10 protein-coding genes and 1 riboswitch are annotated in these 16,425 nt (G+C 61.0%); of the genes, 5 read left to right on the top strand and 5 right to left on the bottom strand.

The genetic code is table 11. The features are described 5' to 3' along the window. Positions 1 to 7: 7 nt before the first annotated feature. The 3 genes from thiL to LQ952_RS06515 are packed head-to-tail and all read left to right on the top strand — an operon-like array spanning position 8 to position 2,123. Positions 8 to 979 carry a thiamine-phosphate kinase gene (gene thiL, locus LQ952_RS06525; protein ID WP_238621852.1) on the top strand — a complete coding sequence of 324 codons (972 nt, stop codon included), beginning with the start codon at positions 8 to 10 and terminating at the stop codon, positions 977 to 979. After that, positions 976 to 1,476 (top strand): phosphatidylglycerophosphatase A family protein, encoded by a 501-nt coding sequence (locus LQ952_RS06520; protein ID WP_238621851.1) that lies wholly within the window; start codon positions 976 to 978, stop codon positions 1,474 to 1,476. Before thiL ends, LQ952_RS06520 begins: the two co-directional genes overlap by 4 nt. Positions 1,477 to 1,511: 35 nt before the next feature. Beyond that, positions 1,512 to 2,123: a retropepsin-like aspartic protease family protein gene (locus tag LQ952_RS06515; protein ID WP_238621850.1), complete on the top strand. Its 612-nt coding sequence runs from the start codon at positions 1,512 to 1,514 to the stop codon at positions 2,121 to 2,123. Between the two features lie 202 nt (positions 2,124 to 2,325). On the opposite strand, the gene LQ952_RS06510 is transcribed toward LQ952_RS06515, so the two are convergent. Beyond that, positions 2,326 to 5,415, bottom strand: a complete 3,090-nt coding sequence (locus LQ952_RS06510) for an efflux RND transporter permease subunit (RefSeq protein ID WP_238621849.1) — start codon at positions 5,413 to 5,415, stop codon at positions 2,326 to 2,328. Positions 5,416 to 5,418: 3 nt separating this feature from the next. After that, positions 5,419 to 6,666, bottom strand: coding sequence for an efflux RND transporter periplasmic adaptor subunit (locus LQ952_RS06505; RefSeq protein ID WP_238621848.1), 1,248 nt, complete (start codon positions 6,664 to 6,666; stop codon positions 5,419 to 5,421). A gap of 497 nt (positions 6,667 to 7,163) precedes the next feature. On the opposite strand from LQ952_RS06505, the gene hhe reads away from it, so the two are divergent. Further along, positions 7,164 to 12,650 carry a DUF4011 domain-containing anti-phage protein Hhe gene (gene hhe / locus LQ952_RS06500; RefSeq protein ID WP_238621847.1) on the top strand — a complete coding sequence of 1,829 codons (5,487 nt, stop codon included), beginning with the start codon at positions 7,164 to 7,166 and terminating at the stop codon, positions 12,648 to 12,650. Here the strand turns inward: hhe and LQ952_RS06495 are convergent. The 3 genes from LQ952_RS06495 to LQ952_RS06485 are packed head-to-tail and all read right to left on the bottom strand — an operon-like array spanning position 12,647 to position 15,370. After that, entirely contained in the window at positions 12,647 to 13,474 is an 828-nt protein-coding gene (locus tag LQ952_RS06495) for an ABC transporter ATP-binding protein (protein WP_238621846.1), read from the bottom strand. The genes hhe and LQ952_RS06495 overlap by 4 nt on opposite strands. Position 13,475: 1 nt before the next feature. Continuing rightward, on the bottom strand, positions 13,476 to 14,444 hold the full coding sequence (locus LQ952_RS06490) for a FecCD family ABC transporter permease (protein WP_238621845.1): 969 nt from the start codon (positions 14,442 to 14,444) through the stop codon (positions 13,476 to 13,478). After that, a complete protein-coding gene (locus LQ952_RS06485) occupies positions 14,441 to 15,370 on the bottom strand; it encodes a cobalamin-binding protein (protein WP_238621844.1) in 930 nt (309 codons plus the stop codon). The genes LQ952_RS06490 and LQ952_RS06485 overlap by 4 nt, the downstream gene beginning before the upstream one ends. Positions 15,371 to 15,500: 130 nt before the next feature. Continuing rightward, positions 15,501 to 15,761: riboswitch (cobalamin riboswitch) on the top strand. A 169-nt stretch (positions 15,762 to 15,930) separates the two neighbouring features. Between LQ952_RS06485 and LQ952_RS06480 the strand changes: the two genes are divergently transcribed. Further along, positions 15,931 to 16,425 (top strand): TonB-dependent receptor plug domain-containing protein (locus LQ952_RS06480; protein WP_238621843.1); only part of this gene is annotated, 495 nt, incomplete at its 3' end.

Genomic DNA, 16,425 nt, shown 5'->3' with positions numbered 1-16,425 from the left:
TTCGCCTGTGAAGGAATTCGACCTGATCCGCCGCTATTTCACCCAGGCCCCCAGGCACACGGATGTGGTACTGGGGGTGGGGGATGATGCGGCCCTGCTGCGGGTGCCGCCGGGGCATGAGTTGGCGGTATCGGTGGACACCCTGATCCGTGGGGTCCATTTTCCCCCGCAGACGCCCCCGGCCGCCGTGGGTCACAAGGCCCTGGCGGTGAACCTGAGCGATTTGGCCGCCATGGGCGCCACACCCCGCTGGATCACCCTGGCCCTGACCCTGCCGGAGCAGGAGCCGGACTGGCTCGAGGGCTTTGCCCGGGGCCTGTTGAACCTGGCCGGGCAGCATGGGGTGGAACTGGTGGGCGGGGATACCACCCGGGGACCTTTGTCCATCACGGTCCAGATCATGGGCGTGGTACCGGCAGGCGCCGCCCTGCGCCGTCGGGGTGCCCGCCCGGGAGATCGCATCATGGTCACGGGCACACCGGGGGATGCGGCGCTGGCGCTGCAACGGCTCCTGGCCGGTCAACCCCTCGATCCCGATGACCCGCTGCGCCGGCGCCTGGATCGGCCCACACCCCGAATGGCGGCCGGGTTGGCCCTGCGCGGTCTGGCCACGGCCTGCATCGACATCTCCGATGGACTCTGCCAGGACCTGGGCCATGTCCTGGCGGCCTCCGGGGTGGGGGCAACCCTGCGCACATCCGATTTGCCCCTGTCCGCTGCCTTTCTGGCCCACATGCCCGCGGAGCGGGTTGACTGGTCATTGCCTCTGGCAGGGGGGGATGACTACGAGCTCCTGTTCACGGTTCCCCAGCCGCAGGTGGCGCTGGTACACGAGCGTCTGGCGGGAACGGGCTGTCCGGTGGCGGAGATCGGCGTGATTGAGGCCGAGCCGGGGCTGCGCGTGCTGGACTCGGTGGGTGACCGGCTGGCGTTGGATCGGGGCGGCTATGATCATTTTCAGACCGCGGAGTCCTCATGAGCCAATCAAAACCAGCCCCCATCCCCGCGCGCCGGATTCTCACCGATCCGGTGCATTTTCTGGCCTTTGGCTTTGGCAGCGGTCTGTCACCCAAGGCCCCTGGAACGGCGGGCACGGCGGCCGCCATCCCCCTGTACCTGCTGTTATCGGGCCTGCCCTTGTGGGGCTATCTGCTGGCCACCCTGGTCGTGATCGGCGTCGGTGTCTGGCTCTGCGGCGAGAGTTCCCGGCGTCTGGGGGTGCATGATCATCCCGGCATTGTCTGGGACGAGTTCGCCGGCTTTTTGGTCACCATGATCGCCGCGCCGGCGGGCTGGATCTGGGTGTTGGTGGGTTTCGTACTGTTCCGGATCTTCGATGTGCTCAAGCCTTGGCCCATCGGCTGGCTGGACCGGCGGGTGGAAGGCGGCACCGGCATCATGGTGGATGACCTGCTGGCGGGGGTCTATGCTCTGGTGGTGCTGCAACTACTGGCCTTCACCTTCGCTACTCCATGAAAACGCACCATCTTCCCCGGCTGATCTTGCTTTTGGTGCCCCTGGCTGCCCCCGCTGCCGCCTTGGACATCCATCTGATGGGGGTCTTTTCCGATCGCGCCGTGATGGCCCTGGACGGACAACGGCAGGTGCTGCGGTTGGGTGAGACGTCCGAGGAGGGTGTGCGCCTGATCAGCACCGACAGTCGCGGCGGGACCGTACTCATTGAGCTGGAGGGGCGTCAGCGCCAGATCGGCATCGGCGGCCGTGCCGGAGGGGAATTCCAGCCCCGGGCCATCAGTCAGGCGCGGATCTATCGCGGTAGTTCGGGGGGCTTCACCACGCCTGGGGCCGTCAACGGCCATGCCGTCACCTTCCTGGTGGACACCGGTGCCTCAGCCATTGCCCTGAGTGCCGTGGAAGCCCGTCGCCTGGGGCTCGACTACGCCCGCGGCGCTCAGGTTCGGGTGCAGACGGCCTCGGGTACTGAATGGGCGCACCGCATTCACCTGGACCGGGTACGGGTGGGCGGGATAGAGCAGCGCAACGTTCCGGCCTTCGTGCTGCCGGGGGATCAGCCCGGCATGGCCCTGCTGGGCATGAGTTTTCTGGACCATGTGGACATGCGTAACGAAGGGGGCGCGCTGTTGCTGGAACAGCGGTTCTGAATAACGGAAAAGACGAAGCAGTCCGTGAAGTACCGTCATTCCCGCGAAAGCGGGAATCCAGTCTAAATTTCCGGATTCGCTGCCTCCTGCTGGTCTCTGTCATTCCCGCGAAAGCGGGAATCCAGTTGCGGACTGTGCCTCTCCCCTGGACTCCCGCTTTCGCGGGAGTGACGGAAGGGGACATGGGGGTGACGGGACTTGTTCAGCGGTTCACCCATCGCTCATGCACCGCCAGCAGGGCGGGGATCACCACCAGGACCAGCACCGTAGCCACCGCCAGGCCAAAGACGATGGACACCGCCATGGGGATCAGGAACTGGGCCTGCACCGAACGCTCGAACAATAGCGGCACCAGTCCCGCGATGGTGGTGAACGAGGTCAATAGCACCGCCCGCAGGCGCTGGCAGGAGGCCTCCACGATGGCCACGTCCTGGGCCAGGCCTTCCGCCCGCAGGGACTGATAGAAACTCACCAGGATGATGGAGTTATTCACCACGATCCCAGTCAGCCCGAACAGCCCGAACAGGGACAGGATGGTCATTTCCATACCCAGGAGCCAGTGCCCGGCCAGGGCCCCCAGCAGGCCGAAGGGGATGATGGCCATGACCACCAACGGCCAGCCGTAGGACCCGAACACCCAGGCCAGGGTGAGATAGATCAGGGCCAGGGCGAAGATCAGGCCCATGCGCATGTCTGCCAGGGTCTCCGCCTGGTCCGCGGCCCGGCCTTCGAAAGACCACGCCACCCCATGGCGCTCGGCCAGTGCGGGCAGCACGTCGGCCGCGAGCTGTTCACGGACCCGACCGGCATTGTTCAACGCCCGGTCCACTTCGGCGGACACGGAAATGGCCAATCGGCCATCGGCCCGGCGCAGGGTCTCGAACCCCTGGCGCGGCTGGAACTCGGCCACCGTGTCCAGAGGGGCGATGCCGCCGCCGGGCAGGATCACCGCGAAACGCTCCAGGGTGACGCTGCGGTGACGCTCGTCATCCGGCAGGATCACGCGCACTTCCACCTCTTCCAGTCCCTCCTGAAAGATCTGCGCCAGCGCCCCGTCGAAGCCATGACGCAACTGGCCGCCGAGGGATTCCGTGGTCAGGCCCAGGGCCAGTCCTTCGGGCCGAAGCCGGTAGATGAGCTGTTCCCGGCCATAGGGCATGTTGTCTTCCACCGCGAAGACACCGGGAAAATCATTGAGTGTCTCCGCCAGTTCCAGCCCGGCCGCCTTGAGTCGTTCCGGGTCCGCCCCGGTCAGACGGATGTCCACGTCCCGCCCCGGCGGGCCGGCCTGGCGCTCCGTGATGCTGAACAGTTCGATCCCTGCGGGTTGCTGGATGCGTGACTGCCACTCGCGGATGAACCGGGCATTGCGCACGTCCCGCTGGTCCGGGGAGACCAGCTCCACCAGGATGGCGCCGAACTGGTCCCCCCGGGGAGCCTGTACCGGGCCGCCCCCATCGACCCCCTTGCCCAGGGAGACCACCACGTTGCGGATCAGGTCGCCGCCAAGCTCGGATTCAGTCTCGTAGAGGGTGGATTCCATGTGGGTCAGAAAGCGTTCCACCCGCTGCGGTGGGGTGCCGGCCACGAAGTGGGCGGCGGCCGTAACCACGGTACCCTCGGGGGCGGGGAAGAAAGTGAAGCCGATACGGCCGCCCACCAGCAGCCCCATGGCCAGGATCAGGACCGCCACCGCACCGGTCAGGGTAATCCCGGCATGACCCACTGACCGGGTGACCAGCCGCCGGAAGGGCCCTTCCCGGAAGGCATCGAAGCGCCGGTCGAAGCGGTCGCGGAAGGAGCCGGGGCGGGGTGGCTTGACCTTTTCCAGGCTATTCTTGAGATGGAAGGGCAGCACCAGAAAGCTGATCACCAGGGTGGCCAGGATGACGCAGATCACCACCAGGGGGATATCGAAGAGGATGTTGCCGATGATACCGCCGATGAGCATCAGCGGCAGGAAGGCAGCCACGGTGGTGAGGGAGGCGGAGATCACCGGGGCGATCATGCGCTGCGCGCCCCGCTGTGCCGCCTGGGCCGCACTCATGCCCCGTTGATACTGGGTGTAGGCATGTTCACTCACTACGATGGCATTGTCGACAATGATGCCCAGGGACATGATGAAGCCGAACAGGGACATCATGTTGATGCTGCCGCCCAGGGCCCAGAGGGCCAGGAAGGCGGCGGTGAAGGAGACGGGGATGCTCAGGGCCACCCGCAGGGCCAGGCGGCCGTTGAGGAACAGGAACAGGATCGCCAGTACCAGGATCAGCCCGCCGGCCCCGTTTTTCAGCAGCAGGCCGATGCGCTCCACGAGGGGTTCGTAGAACTGGTCATAGACATGGATCTGTACCCCCGGCGATAGCTCCCCCTGCACCTCGTCCAGCCAGTCCAGCAGGATGCGGGAGGCATCCAGGGCATCATCCCGTTCCGCCCGTTGCAGGGACATCTCCACCGCCGGTTCCCCCTGGTAGCGCACCAGCACCTGGTTGTCGCGGGGGCGGCGCTCGATATGCGCCACGTCCCCCAGCAGGATCAGGCCGCCTTCCCCATCGCTGCGCAGGGGGAGGCGGGCAAAGGTCATTTCGTCCCGACCCTGTTCCAGGCTGCGTAGTTGCCGGGCGCTGTCGTCCCGGCCCACCATGCCGGCGGGCAGGTCGCGGGAGAGTTCGGCGATCCGTCCTCCCACCTGGCCCAGGGTCATGCCCAGATCGAGCAACCGGGCGGTGGGGATCTGGATGGCCATTTCTTCTTCCGGGAGGCCGGAGAAGTCGATGCGGGCGATGCCCCGATCCAGCAGCTGACGTTCGAATTCCCGTACCAGGGGGCGCAGTTCACGCAGGTCGCTGGGGCCGCTGATGAGTACCCGGGCGATGGGCTCGTAGCGGATGATGCGATTGACGATGGGGGTCTCGGCGGTTTCCGGCAGATTGCGCTGCTGGGCCACCACATCCTTGACCTGGTCCGTGGCCAGGGTCATGTCGGTGCCGGCCTGGAATTCCAGGGTGATGGAGGACACCCCCAGGGCCGAGGTAGAGGTAAGGGTGCGCAGGCCGTCCACGGTGCGCAGTTCCTGTTCCAGAGGGATGGTGATGCCGGTCTCTACGTCCTCCGCGCCGGCGCCGGTCCAGACCACTTGTACGGTGACGAAATCCAGGGCAAAACTGGGGAAGAATTGGGTATTGAGCTTGATCAGTGCCCACGAACCGGACAGCAGCATCAGTGCCACCAGCAGGTTGGCCGCCACCGGATGCCGCAGGAAGAAGGGGATCACACCACGGGAACGGGCCATGGATCAGTCAGCCTCCGCGCTGACCCGTAGGCCGTCAATGGCATTGGGCAGTCGGGTGGTGATGATCCGGTCGCCCGCCCGCAAGGCCTCGCCGGATACCAGGATGCGTTCGCGGCCGTCCTCGTCCACCCATTCGCCCAGCCGTCTCACCGCAAGGCCCTGCATGCGTCCGTCTTCCAGCCGATAGACTCGATCCAGGCCATACAGGGCCTCGAAGGGCAGGGCCACCACCTGCTCGCGGGGTGGCAGGGAGAGGCGCAGGCTGACAAAGCGTCCCAGGGGGACGTCCCGGGTATCCGAGATGATCCGGAACAACCCTTCCACGCCGGCACTGCCGGCCCCGGTCTCACCCGCCAGTCGGCTCAGTTCAAGCGCCAGGGTCAGGCCATCCACCCGGGCTTGGGCAGTGGGTGGTAATTCCATTTCGAGGGCCTGGCGCACCGCCGGCAGATGGGCGGCGGGGATGGGGACGCGCACCTCCAGGGCCTGGGTATCGAACAGGGTTACCAGGGCATCGCCCACCCGTACCCGGTCACCGGGGGCGACATCAACCCGGGCGACGCGACCATCAAAGGGGGCGCGGATGTGACCGCGTTCCAGGTCCAGCCCGGCCTGGGCCAGCTGGGCCTCGGCGCGGCGGATGCGTGCCCGCTGCTGTTCCCGGCGGGCTTCGTAATCATCCAGGGCCAGCTGCCGATTGGCCACGGCCAGGGCTTGTTGCTCCCGATTGCGCTGGGCCTCTTCCAGGGTGGCGGGGGAACCCAGGTTGCGATTGAGCAGGTCCTGGGCCCGGTTCACGCCGCGTTCCGCCAACTCCAGCAGGGTGCGCTCCCGGGTCAAGGCCTCCCGATCACGGGCATGGCTGCGTTCCAGGACCTGCAGTTGTGCCCGCAGATCATCCAGATCCGCCTGCCTTTGCTGTACCAGCAGCACCAGTTCCCGGTCATCCAGGATCACCAGGGTGTCACCGGCTACGACCCGGCGACCTTCTTCCGCCGACACCTGGGCCACATCCGCCTCCACCGCGGCGCGCAGGCCGGCGACCCGTGGGGAACCCACATGACCATAGAGATCGACCTGGGGTGACAGGGACCGGGGCGTCACCTCTTCAGCCGTGACCCGCCACACCCGCTCCGCCACCTGTCGGGGCGGCTCGGTGGGACGGGTGATCAGCAGCAGGACGAATCCGCCGATGCCGATGGCCAGCAAAATCAGGGGCAGGAAGCGCTTGATGCGGGGAGGCAGGGTCATGGGCGGGCGAAGGCTGAGGTGAACAGGCATTGTAGCCGGGTTGAGGGGGTAATTCAGTGTTTGCTTAATAAAGAATCCGTTCTGCCTTGCCCAGGGCGCCATGGTGGTGGACTGCCCGGGCCGCTGCACCCATCATTGGGGGAAATGCCGCGGCCTGATCCATGCCGCATGCTCAAGGCATGAGGATGTTAAGGGATTGAAAAATGGCGGATGAAACACCGCGTTGACAGCGGCCTGCGAGAAGGCAGGCCTGAGTGCGGGCGAAGCATTGAAACAGAACCGAAAGTCAGGCTATGTTCGGCCAAATACGCTCGCCAAGGACCCCCCGGCATGACTGCGCAATCGCTGAAGAAACCCGCAAAGGCTGTTTGCACGTTCCAGAGTGTCGCCCATGGCCTGCTTGTCAGCCCCTCAAGATTACATTCCCCACGATAAAGGTCTTGTGCAATGCTGCCCATGCAGATAATCGCTTATATGTTGGTATACAAGGCGTACCGATGAACCAAGGACTAAATGTAAAAAAAACACAGGCCTACCAAGCGCTTGAAAATCTACGAGTGCGGCTTTTGGATCTGACGGCGCGTAATCGGTTGATCAATTTCCGCCACAGCAAGGCCGGTAGCCTGCGTGTCATTGATGAGCTTCCGAACCAGTTGGTGGGAAAGCTTTTGGCGGAAAAGGAGATGCGCTTCGCAGCGATTCCCGAGCCGACCGAAAAAGAGTTGATTTCTGCGGGATATCTCGAAATCGAAGAGGAAAGCCAGCGGGTAGTGCGACTACGTAACGATCCGAGTGCCGAGGAGTGGGCCAGGCAGCTCGGCTTTGCCACTAGCTACGAGGTGCCAGAATCATCAGTTGAAGATGACGGGGGAAAACATTCGGACAATGTCATTCAGACCTTGTTGTATCCCTACGAGATGGAGGCATGCCTCAAGAGCCTTTTGCTGGCAGCTGAGTCCGGCATCCAGGAGATGGGGGCCAATATTCTTTACCTGGCCTTCGGATTTCTCGAATGGTATGAAAACTCCAATAGCGATAGTGCCCGCATGGCACCGCTTTTCCTGGTGCCGGTTCGCCTTCATAAAGGGCGACTTAACTTGGATACCCGCACCTATGAATACACCCTGAGCTATTCCGGGGAGGACATCATCCCCAATCTTTCATTGCGAGAAAAACTGCGCGCCGACTTCGCCATGGCGCTGCCGGATCTTGATGAAAATACGGTTCCAGAGGATTACTTTAGGGAAGTCAAGGAACTCATCAAGGATAATCAGCCGCGCTGGCGTTTGCGTCGCTATATCTCGCTGGCCCTGCTTAACTTTAGTAAATTGCTTATGTATCTGGACCTAGATCCAGACCGCTGGCCGGAGCATGCAAATATTGCGGATCATAGGGTGGTGTCCCGCTTTTTGTCAGGCTACGGGAAGGAGGTTGATCAAGATGGAGGATCAGGGGGGTCTCCAGGCTTTGGTGAAGAATATCTCATCGATGAATTGGAAGAAATTCATGCGAATTATCCACTGATTGATGATGCGGATAGCTCCCAGCATAGTGCACTTATTGATGCCGTTGATGGCAAGGATCTTGTTATAGAAGGACCTCCCGGAACTGGCAAATCACAGACCATCACTAATCTGATCGCCGCAGCGATGGCGAAGGGAAAGAAAGTGTTGTTTGTAGCTGAAAAGCTCGCTGCGCTTGAGGTGGTTCGCAGTCGTTTGGATGCTGCGGGATTAGGTGAGTTCTGCCTCGAACTCCATAGCCACAAGTCGCAGAAACGCAAGGTGCTCGACGAGGTGGAAGATCGCCTGAAAAAGAATGGTCGCTACCGTAAGCCTAAAGATATAGAAGTTGATATCGCTCGTTATGAGGAACTGAAGACTGCGCTGAAGACCCACGCCGAAAAGATCAATAGACCTTGGAAGAATACCGGAAAGACGCTGCACGAGATTTTAATGGCAGCCACGCGCTACCGTAGTTCAGTCAGCCTAAACCCGGAACTGTTACATCCTGATGGCTATGATGGAAGCAACTACGATGCCGCCGCGCAGCGCCGTAATGAAGATCAGGTTCAGGCCTATCGCAAGGTATACCGGGCCGTGGCACAGCAACTGGGGGCAGATGCCGCCTTGCAGGATCATCCATGGTATGGCGTCCGCAATGGTGATCTGCAGATCTTTGATCAGGATCGAGTGAAAGGGTTGCTTGTCAATTGGCAAGGTTCATTGCAGGAGCTTCAGGATCAACGAAAGGCCATTGCCGAGACGCTCAATTGCGAGGCATCCTGTATTGCCGTTAGCGTGGGTACTATCCAGGTCTTCTTGGCCAATCTGGAAATGATTCCTTCCTTGAAAGGTGACGAGATTTTAGAGCGGTTGCCGGTGCTCCGGGGGGATGTGCTGAAGAAAACTCAGCTCTATCTGAGGTTGTTTGAAAATATCCAGGAGCTATATTGTTCGTTGGCAAAGGTGACAGGGCCTCAGGTTCTTCAGGACCTTTCAGTTGTCGATGGTTTGCTGTCCGCTAATGAAAAACTCAAACAACTTGTTGGGCCAAATATTAAGCTGGGAGATCTGGCGAAGGCAATCAACCTCCTTGCTGCAATCCAGGAACAGCTCAATCAGCTTGAAGAAACATTACATGGCGTATCGTCAGCCCTCGGCGAGCCTGCAGCCAGGCATTTGACGATGAGCGAGTCAGGTCTGGCCGAATTCAAGACTGTCATAAAGTTGATTGCCAGCCTGAATCCTTCACACTGGAAATATCGTGACGAATTGTTCGAAAACGAGGATTTGGACGAGCTATTGCCCAGACTTCGCGTAGATCTGGATGAACTCCAGGAACTACATGACAAAGTTCGAGGGGGCTTTGCGCTGGACGCGATTCCAGAGGAAAACGAGATTCGACGGCTTGGCGCCATACTGGCAGGAGGTGGTGCCTTCCGTTGGTTCAAGGGGGGCTGGCGCAAGGCAAGAAAGGAACTCTTGGGTCATGCAGCCAATCCGCAGGTGAAGTTGCCGACCATGCTGGATGCCTTGGATGATGTGGCCTCGTTTGCCGGAAAGCGATCAAGGCTTGAGCAAAATACGGCTTACAAAGATGCGCTTGGCGAGCATATGCGGGGGGTTGATACGGACTTGTCAGCACTGGAATCCCTGCGCGAGTGGTATAAGCGGGTTCGCCAGCAGTATGGCGTTGGTTTCGGACAGAAGGTGCCGATCGGAGACGCCATCCTCGCATTGGCGCCGAGCCTTGCCAAGGCTGTGCGGTCACTGGCCGATCGGGGCATGCAAACACAGCTAGAAGACCTTCTGGATGATTTGGGTAGCCTGAAGGAAGTATTTGCTCCGGTGATGGAACTTCAAGCCGGAGATGCGCTGCTGATTGGAGAGCGATGCATTATCCCGCGTTTGATCCGTGAAGTGAATGAGGCTGTCCGGGCATGCGGTCCCTTGACGAACGATGGCGCGCTTTCAATAGCTGATCTTGCAGACCGGATCGAACAGATCGGGATGCTGAAGCATATGGTAGAAAAGTGGCAGGCCGCAGATTTTGATACCAAGTTGTTCCAAGGCCGGCTTGGTCTTAATCCGGGAATCAATACGGACAATTCCGCTGGCCTATCCATGTTGCGTAACACTCTGGAGATTGCCACCTGTGTGGATGACAAGTTGAGCAATGAGGCACTGATTCAGCATATCTACAAGACACCGACCAGGACATCTTTTGCTGCGCTGGATCATCATGCCCGAATATTGCGGGCAGTGGTGAAATCGGAGAAGTCCGGATACGAGGCTTATTCCACATTGGTTCAACTGGATCGTGAGGCATGGATGAGTCGACCCGGTGATCGACTGGATGAGCTGGTTACGCGAAATCAACTAGCCTTGGATAACGGTGAAACCCTGCAAAGTTGGCTCGATTATGTGCGCCTGCGTGAACAACTTGAAGCTCTTGGTATGTCGCGCCTTGCCGATGTTGTGGAAAACTCGAAAATAGATATCGAGCAAGTGGAGGATGCCTATCAGGCAGGGGTGTTTGATGCTTTGGCTCGAGAGATTCTGCGCGAAGACCCTGAGCTCGGGCGATTTTCAGGCCATTCTCAGGAAGCCGTTCAGGATAAATTCAAAGAATACGATAACAAACTGAAACAGCTGCAATGTGAGCAGATCGCCTGGAAGATAGATCAAGCCAAGATTCCTATTGGAAATATGGCAGCGCGGGTAAGCGAAAGAACAGAACGCGTTTTGCTGGAACATGAGTGTGGAAAAAAGTCACGGCATATACCTATTCGGCAGTTGCTGCAAAGGTCTGGCAATGCACTGGTCGCATTGAAACCCTGCTTCATGATGGGGCCGATGTCTGTTGCCCAGTACTTGACGCCTGGAACAATTGCATTTGATCTGGTAGTGATGGACGAAGCCTCACAGATAAAGCCACAAGACGCTCTAGGTGCGGTAGCGCGTGGCGCACAGTTGGTGGTGGTCGGTGATCCCAAGCAGTTACCGCCAACCAGTTTCTTTGACCGCATCATCGATGATGGCGAAGAAGACCCGACGGGCATCGAAGAGTCGGAGAGTATTCTGGATGCCACACGGCCAATGTTTCCAGCCCGTCGTCTGCGTTGGCACTATCGTTCCCAGCATGAGAGTTTGATCGCTTTTTCAAACTACTCGTTCTACGATAGCGATTTGGTATTGTTCCCCTCACCACACAAACGAACGGATGATTACGGCATTCACTACTCCCGCATACCACGCGGATGTTTTGTGAACAGAAAAAATCTTGAAGAGGCGAAGATCATTTCAGAAGCTGTTAGAGAGCATTTTCGCTATCGTCCGGATGAAACCCTCGGCGTGGTTGCGATGAGCGCGGAGCAACGCCAGCATATCGAACGTGCGATCGAAACTCTGGCAAAAGACGATCCGGTATTTCAGGAGTGGCTTGATAAGGATGCGGCGCGACGTGAATCCCTATTCATCAAGAATCTAGAGAATGTGCAAGGTGACGAGCGCGATGTGATCTTTATCTCCATGACCTATGGGCCACCCGAGCCTGGTGCCAAGGTGTATCAGAGATTTGGCCCCATCAACTCCGATGTGGGTTGGCGCCGCCTCAATGTATTGTTTACTCGCTCCAAAAAGAGGATGCATATATTTAGTTCAATGGGTTCGGATGACATAGTCGTCAGTCCTACAAGTAAACGTGGTATTCAGGCTCTACGTGAATTTCTGAGTTACTGCGAAACCGGCATTCTTCATAGGACCGAGCATTATACGGGCAGAGATCCTGATAGTGACTTCGAAATATCAGTCATGGCCGCATTGCGTGACAAGGGTTTTGAATGCATCCCTCAAGTGGGTGTCGCCGGATTCTTTATTGATGTTGCTGTAATTGACCCTGGCAATCCAGGTCGTTATCTGATGGGTATCGAATGTGACGGGGCGACCTATCACTCCGCGAAATCTGCGCGGGACAGAGACCGTCTGCGCCAGACGATTCTTGAGCGCCTTGGGTGGCGTATCCGTCGAATATGGTCGACGGATTGGTTCAAGAATCCGCAAGGAGAGTTGGGTCCGATTATTCGCGAGCTACATGAATTAAAATCACCCATCGCCCCTGTCGAGCATGTGCAAGAATCCGAGGTCGATAAGATAGAGAAAATCATTGAAGAGGTCGAACTAGAAGAAGCACAGCTTGATCTGCTTGCATTTGACGAAGGTAATCTGAAGGAAAGGCTGATAAGATTTGATCGCGAAGTGATCCGTAGAGAGGTTCCGGACACGCCTGATATTAAACGTCTGCTGCGTCCTGCGATGTTGGAAGCTTTGTTGGAGTTCATGCCGACTAGCAAAGTGGAATTCCTGGAAGTGATTCCTACCTATATCCGACAAGCAACGGAAGCGGCCGAAGGGCGATATCTGGATCAGATATTCGACATCATCAATGCTTCGGTGGAAAACACTCGAGCGTCAAAAGCCTAATCAGTCTTGGATAACTCCGGCAGATCGGTTCGGGGAAAGAACACCGGCATGCCTTCCACCTCGCCGGTGACCAGGGCCTGTCCGTAGAGGCGTTCCAGGGCGTTGGGTACCAGCATCTCCCGGGTGGTTCCCCAGCAGGCCTCGCCGCCGGGGTACATGAGCAGCAGGTGATCGCAGTAGCGGGCGGCCAGGTTGACGTCATGCAGGGTGAGGACGGCGCTGCGTCCTTGGGCCACGGCACGGCGGACGATGTCCAGTACCGCCACCTGATGGTGCAGGTCCAGATGGTTGGTGGGCTCGTCCAGCAGGAAGATGCGCGGGTCCTGGGTGAGGGCGGTGGCAATGGCCAGGCGCTGGCGCTCGCCGCCGGAGAGGGTGGCGATGAGACGGGTTTCCATCCCGGCCAGATCCACCTGTCGCAGGGCCTTGAGGGCGGCCTGATGGTCCTGGGCCGACTCCATCTCCCAGGGGCGCAGGTAAGGGTGTCTGCCGATCAGGGCCGTTTCCAGCACCGTCGCCGGAAAGCCGTCCTGATGGTCCTGGAACACGATGCCCAGCAGCCGGGCGATGCGACGGCGGGGGAGGCGTTGAAGGGATCGCCCCTCCAGGTCGATGCCGCCATGTCGGGGCGGTCGCAGACCGGCCAGGGTATGCAGCAGGGTGCTCTTGCCGGCCCCGTTGGGGCCGAGGATGCCCCAGCACTGACCGGACCGGATCTGCAGGTTCAAGGGGGCGCCGTCGGTGCGACCGGGGATATCCACCACCAGGTCCATGAGGGTCAGCAGGGGCGCGGGGGCTGGCTGAAGAAGTCGGGAGTCGCTCATCTCAACGGCTGCGGTAGAGCAGGTACAGGAACACCGGGACGCCCAGCATGGCGGTGATCACGCCCACCGGCAACTGCTGCGGTGCGATCAGGGTGCGGGCCAGGGTGTCCGCCAGGGTGAGCAGGATGCCGCCGGCCAGGGCCGAGGCCGGCAGGATCAGGCGCTGGTCATTGCCCAGCACCAGGCGCAACATGTGCGGCACGATCAGGCCCACGAAACCCACGCTGCCCGCCATGGTGACCGCCGTCGCCGTAACCAGGGCCGCCACCCCGTAGAGGGTCCATTCCAGGGGGCGCACGGCAACACCCAGGGCCGCCGCCTGCAGTGGTCCCCGGGCCAGCACGTTGAGACTGCGCCCCAGGGGCAGGGCCGCCAGCACGACGATCACCAGCACGATCCAGGCCGGCCAGGGGCTGTGGGCATGGGACAGATCCCCCATCAGCCAGTAGAGCATCCCCGGCAGCTCGGTGGTGGGGCTGACCGCCAGCAGAAAACTGATGACGGCGCCCCAGCCTGCTGCCACCACCACCCCCGTCAGCAGCAGGCGGGTGGGGGTCCAGCTTCCGGTGCCGTGGGCCAGGCCAAAGACGATGAGGGTGGACAGCAGGGCGCCGGCAAAGGCCGCCCCCGATACCATGATCATGCCCAGACCCGCCAGCATGGACAGCAACGCCCCCACCGCCGCGCCGCCGGACAGCCCCAGCACATAGGGGTCAGCCAGAGGGTTGCGCAGCAGTACCTGCATCAGCGCCCCGGCCACCGCCAGCAGACCGCCGGTGGCAAAGGCCGCCAGGGCGCGGGGCAGGCGCAGTTCCAGGATCAGGGTTCGATGCAGAGATTCGCCGCCACCGGTGAGCACGGCCAGGGTCTCGGCCGGCGTCAGGGGGACGCTGCCCAGGGCCACGGCGATGCCCAGGGACAGGCAGGCGGCCCCCAGCAGGCTCAGCAGCACGAGGGCCAATCGGTTCACTCAGACGCCTCCGGACGTCGGGAACGGGCAGTCTCCAGGGCCTCGCAGACCAGTCGGGTGCCTTCCAGGATGCGCGGTGTGGCCCGCTGCAGCAGGGACGGGGGGATGAAGAATAGGTTATCCCGGGCGGTGGCGGTCAGGGCCGGCCAGCGGCGCCACTCGTCGATCCAGTGCGGGCTGTCCTCGCCCATGCCGCCTGCCAGGATCGCTTCCGGGTCGGCGGCCAGCACCACTTCCCGGTCCAGCCGGGGGACCATGGCCTCCAGGTCACCGAACAGATTGTGGCCGCCGCAGATCTCGATGGCGCGGGAGATCAGGTGCTGATCGTTGAGGGTCATGAGGGGGCGGTCCCAGATTTGGTAGAACACCGTGACCTTGGGTCGGCTGCCATATCGGTCCTGAAGCATCTGCAGGGCCTGGCGAAAATCCGCCGCCGTCTCCTGTCCCTGTCGTGCCCGTCCGGCCAGGGTGCCCAGACGTTCCAGGGCCAGGGCCAGTTGCTCGAAATCCTGGGGGTCATTGTAATAGAGGGGGAGACCCAGTCGGGCCAGGCGTTCCACCTGGGTCTGGACATTGCCGCTGCTCCAGGCCACCACCAGGTCCGGTTGCAGGGCCAGGATGGATTCCATGTCCAGCTGCTTGTAGCTGCCGATCCTGGGGATGTCGGCGGCGGCTTCGGGATAGTCGCTGAAACTCACCGTGCCGACGATCCGGTCACCGGCGCCCACGGCAAACAGCAGTTCGGTGATGTGGGGTGCCAGGCTGATGATGCGCTCGGCCGGTGCTGCGAGCGAGACCACCTGCTGCCGGTCGTCGATGACCTGGACCGACGTGGGGGCAACCGGGCCGGCCGTGCCCGTGGTCAGCCAGGCGTTGAGCCATAAAATGCAGGATATTATGAATACATGGTGCTTTTTTGAGCGCATCGTCGCCTTTCTTGCGGGTTGCTGATGGTGGGTGATCGCGTCTCGAAGGGACGCATCATAGCAGTTGCCGGGAATGAATCCTGCCGGAAAAAACCCTGCCGGCGGTAGCCAATGGTCATCCTGTTGCGTATCATCCTGCCTCGCTTCAGGTGCCGGACGGGTGACAATCGTCCGGTGAAACGGGAAGCCGGTGCGATCATGGTCAGCAGGCCATGGACAATGCCGGCGCTGCCCCCGCAACGGTAGGCGAGGTGGGGGATCCATGGTGTTTCCAGGATCCCCGGCAAGGCGATACACCACTGCGCGCAAGCGTGGGAAGGTGCCTTGACCAGGTCGTACAGTACATGACCCGCCCGCGAGCCCGGAGACCGGCCTGATGCGCTTACGCGGCATTGCGGAGGGCTTTGCGCGGCTCGATCTTTTCGGGTTCCCCGGCTGGGGAGAAGTGCCGTCCGTGGTTGCGCGCCGGGGCGGGCCTCCTGCAGCCTCAGCTCTCCTGCATGCCGTCCTGATTCAAGACCGCATGGCGCACGGGCGGTGCGCCGGAGAGCACACAACTCATGCAAACCCGATCCTTCCTGCCGGCGGCCGTGCTGCTGGCCATCCCTTCCCTCGTCACTGCCCAGGAACAGGTGGCCCAACTGGATCCCATCCTGGTCACCCCCACCCGCACAGCCCAGACCACCGACCAGACCCTGGCCTCCGTCACCGTGATCGAGCGGGAGGAGATCGAGCGGTTGCAGCCGAAGGAGTTTGTGGATTTGTTGCGGGGGCGGGCCGGCATCGGCCTGACGCAAAGTGGACCATTTGGCAAAACCACCAGTGTGTTCATGCGTGGGACCAATTCCGATCACACGTTATTGCTTGTTGATGGGGTCCGGATGGGGTCTGCGACTACGGGGGGGGCAGCTTGGCAGTTTCTCCCGGTTTCAGAGATTGAACGGGTGGAAATTGTTCGTGGACCTCGTACCAGTCTTTATGGTTCGGATGCGATTGGAGGTGTGATTCAAGTTTTCACGAAGGAAGGTGATGGTCCGGCCCGTTTTCGTGCCCAT

Origin of the sequence: Ectothiorhodospira lacustris (assembly GCF_022227785.1) — a bacterium.
In the GTDB taxonomy this organism is placed as follows: domain Bacteria; phylum Pseudomonadota; class Gammaproteobacteria; order Ectothiorhodospirales; family Ectothiorhodospiraceae; genus Ectothiorhodospira; species Ectothiorhodospira lacustris.
The sequence above is the reverse complement of the archived record's forward strand: the minus strand, read 5'-3'. Positions and strand labels throughout refer to the sequence as shown.

Excerpts from the sequence above, each read along its gene's own strand:
- LQ952_RS06510 (WP_238621849.1), bottom strand. The coding sequence starts at position 5,415 with ATGGCCCGTTCCCGTGGTGTGATCCCCTTCTTCCTGCGGCATCCGGTG.
- LQ952_RS06520 (WP_238621851.1), top strand. The coding sequence starts at position 976 with ATGAGCCAATCAAAACCAGCCCCCATCCCCGCGCGCCGGATTCTCACC.
- LQ952_RS06485 (WP_238621844.1), bottom strand. The coding sequence starts at position 15,370 with ATGCGCTCAAAAAAGCACCATGTATTCATAATATCCTGCATTTTATGG.
- hhe (WP_238621847.1), top strand. The coding sequence starts at position 7,164 with ATGAACCAAGGACTAAATGTAAAAAAAACACAGGCCTACCAAGCGCTT.
- LQ952_RS06505 (WP_238621848.1), bottom strand. The coding sequence starts at position 6,666 with ATGACCCTGCCTCCCCGCATCAAGCGCTTCCTGCCCCTGATTTTGCTG.
- LQ952_RS06495 (WP_238621846.1), bottom strand. The coding sequence starts at position 13,474 with ATGAGCGACTCCCGACTTCTTCAGCCAGCCCCCGCGCCCCTGCTGACC.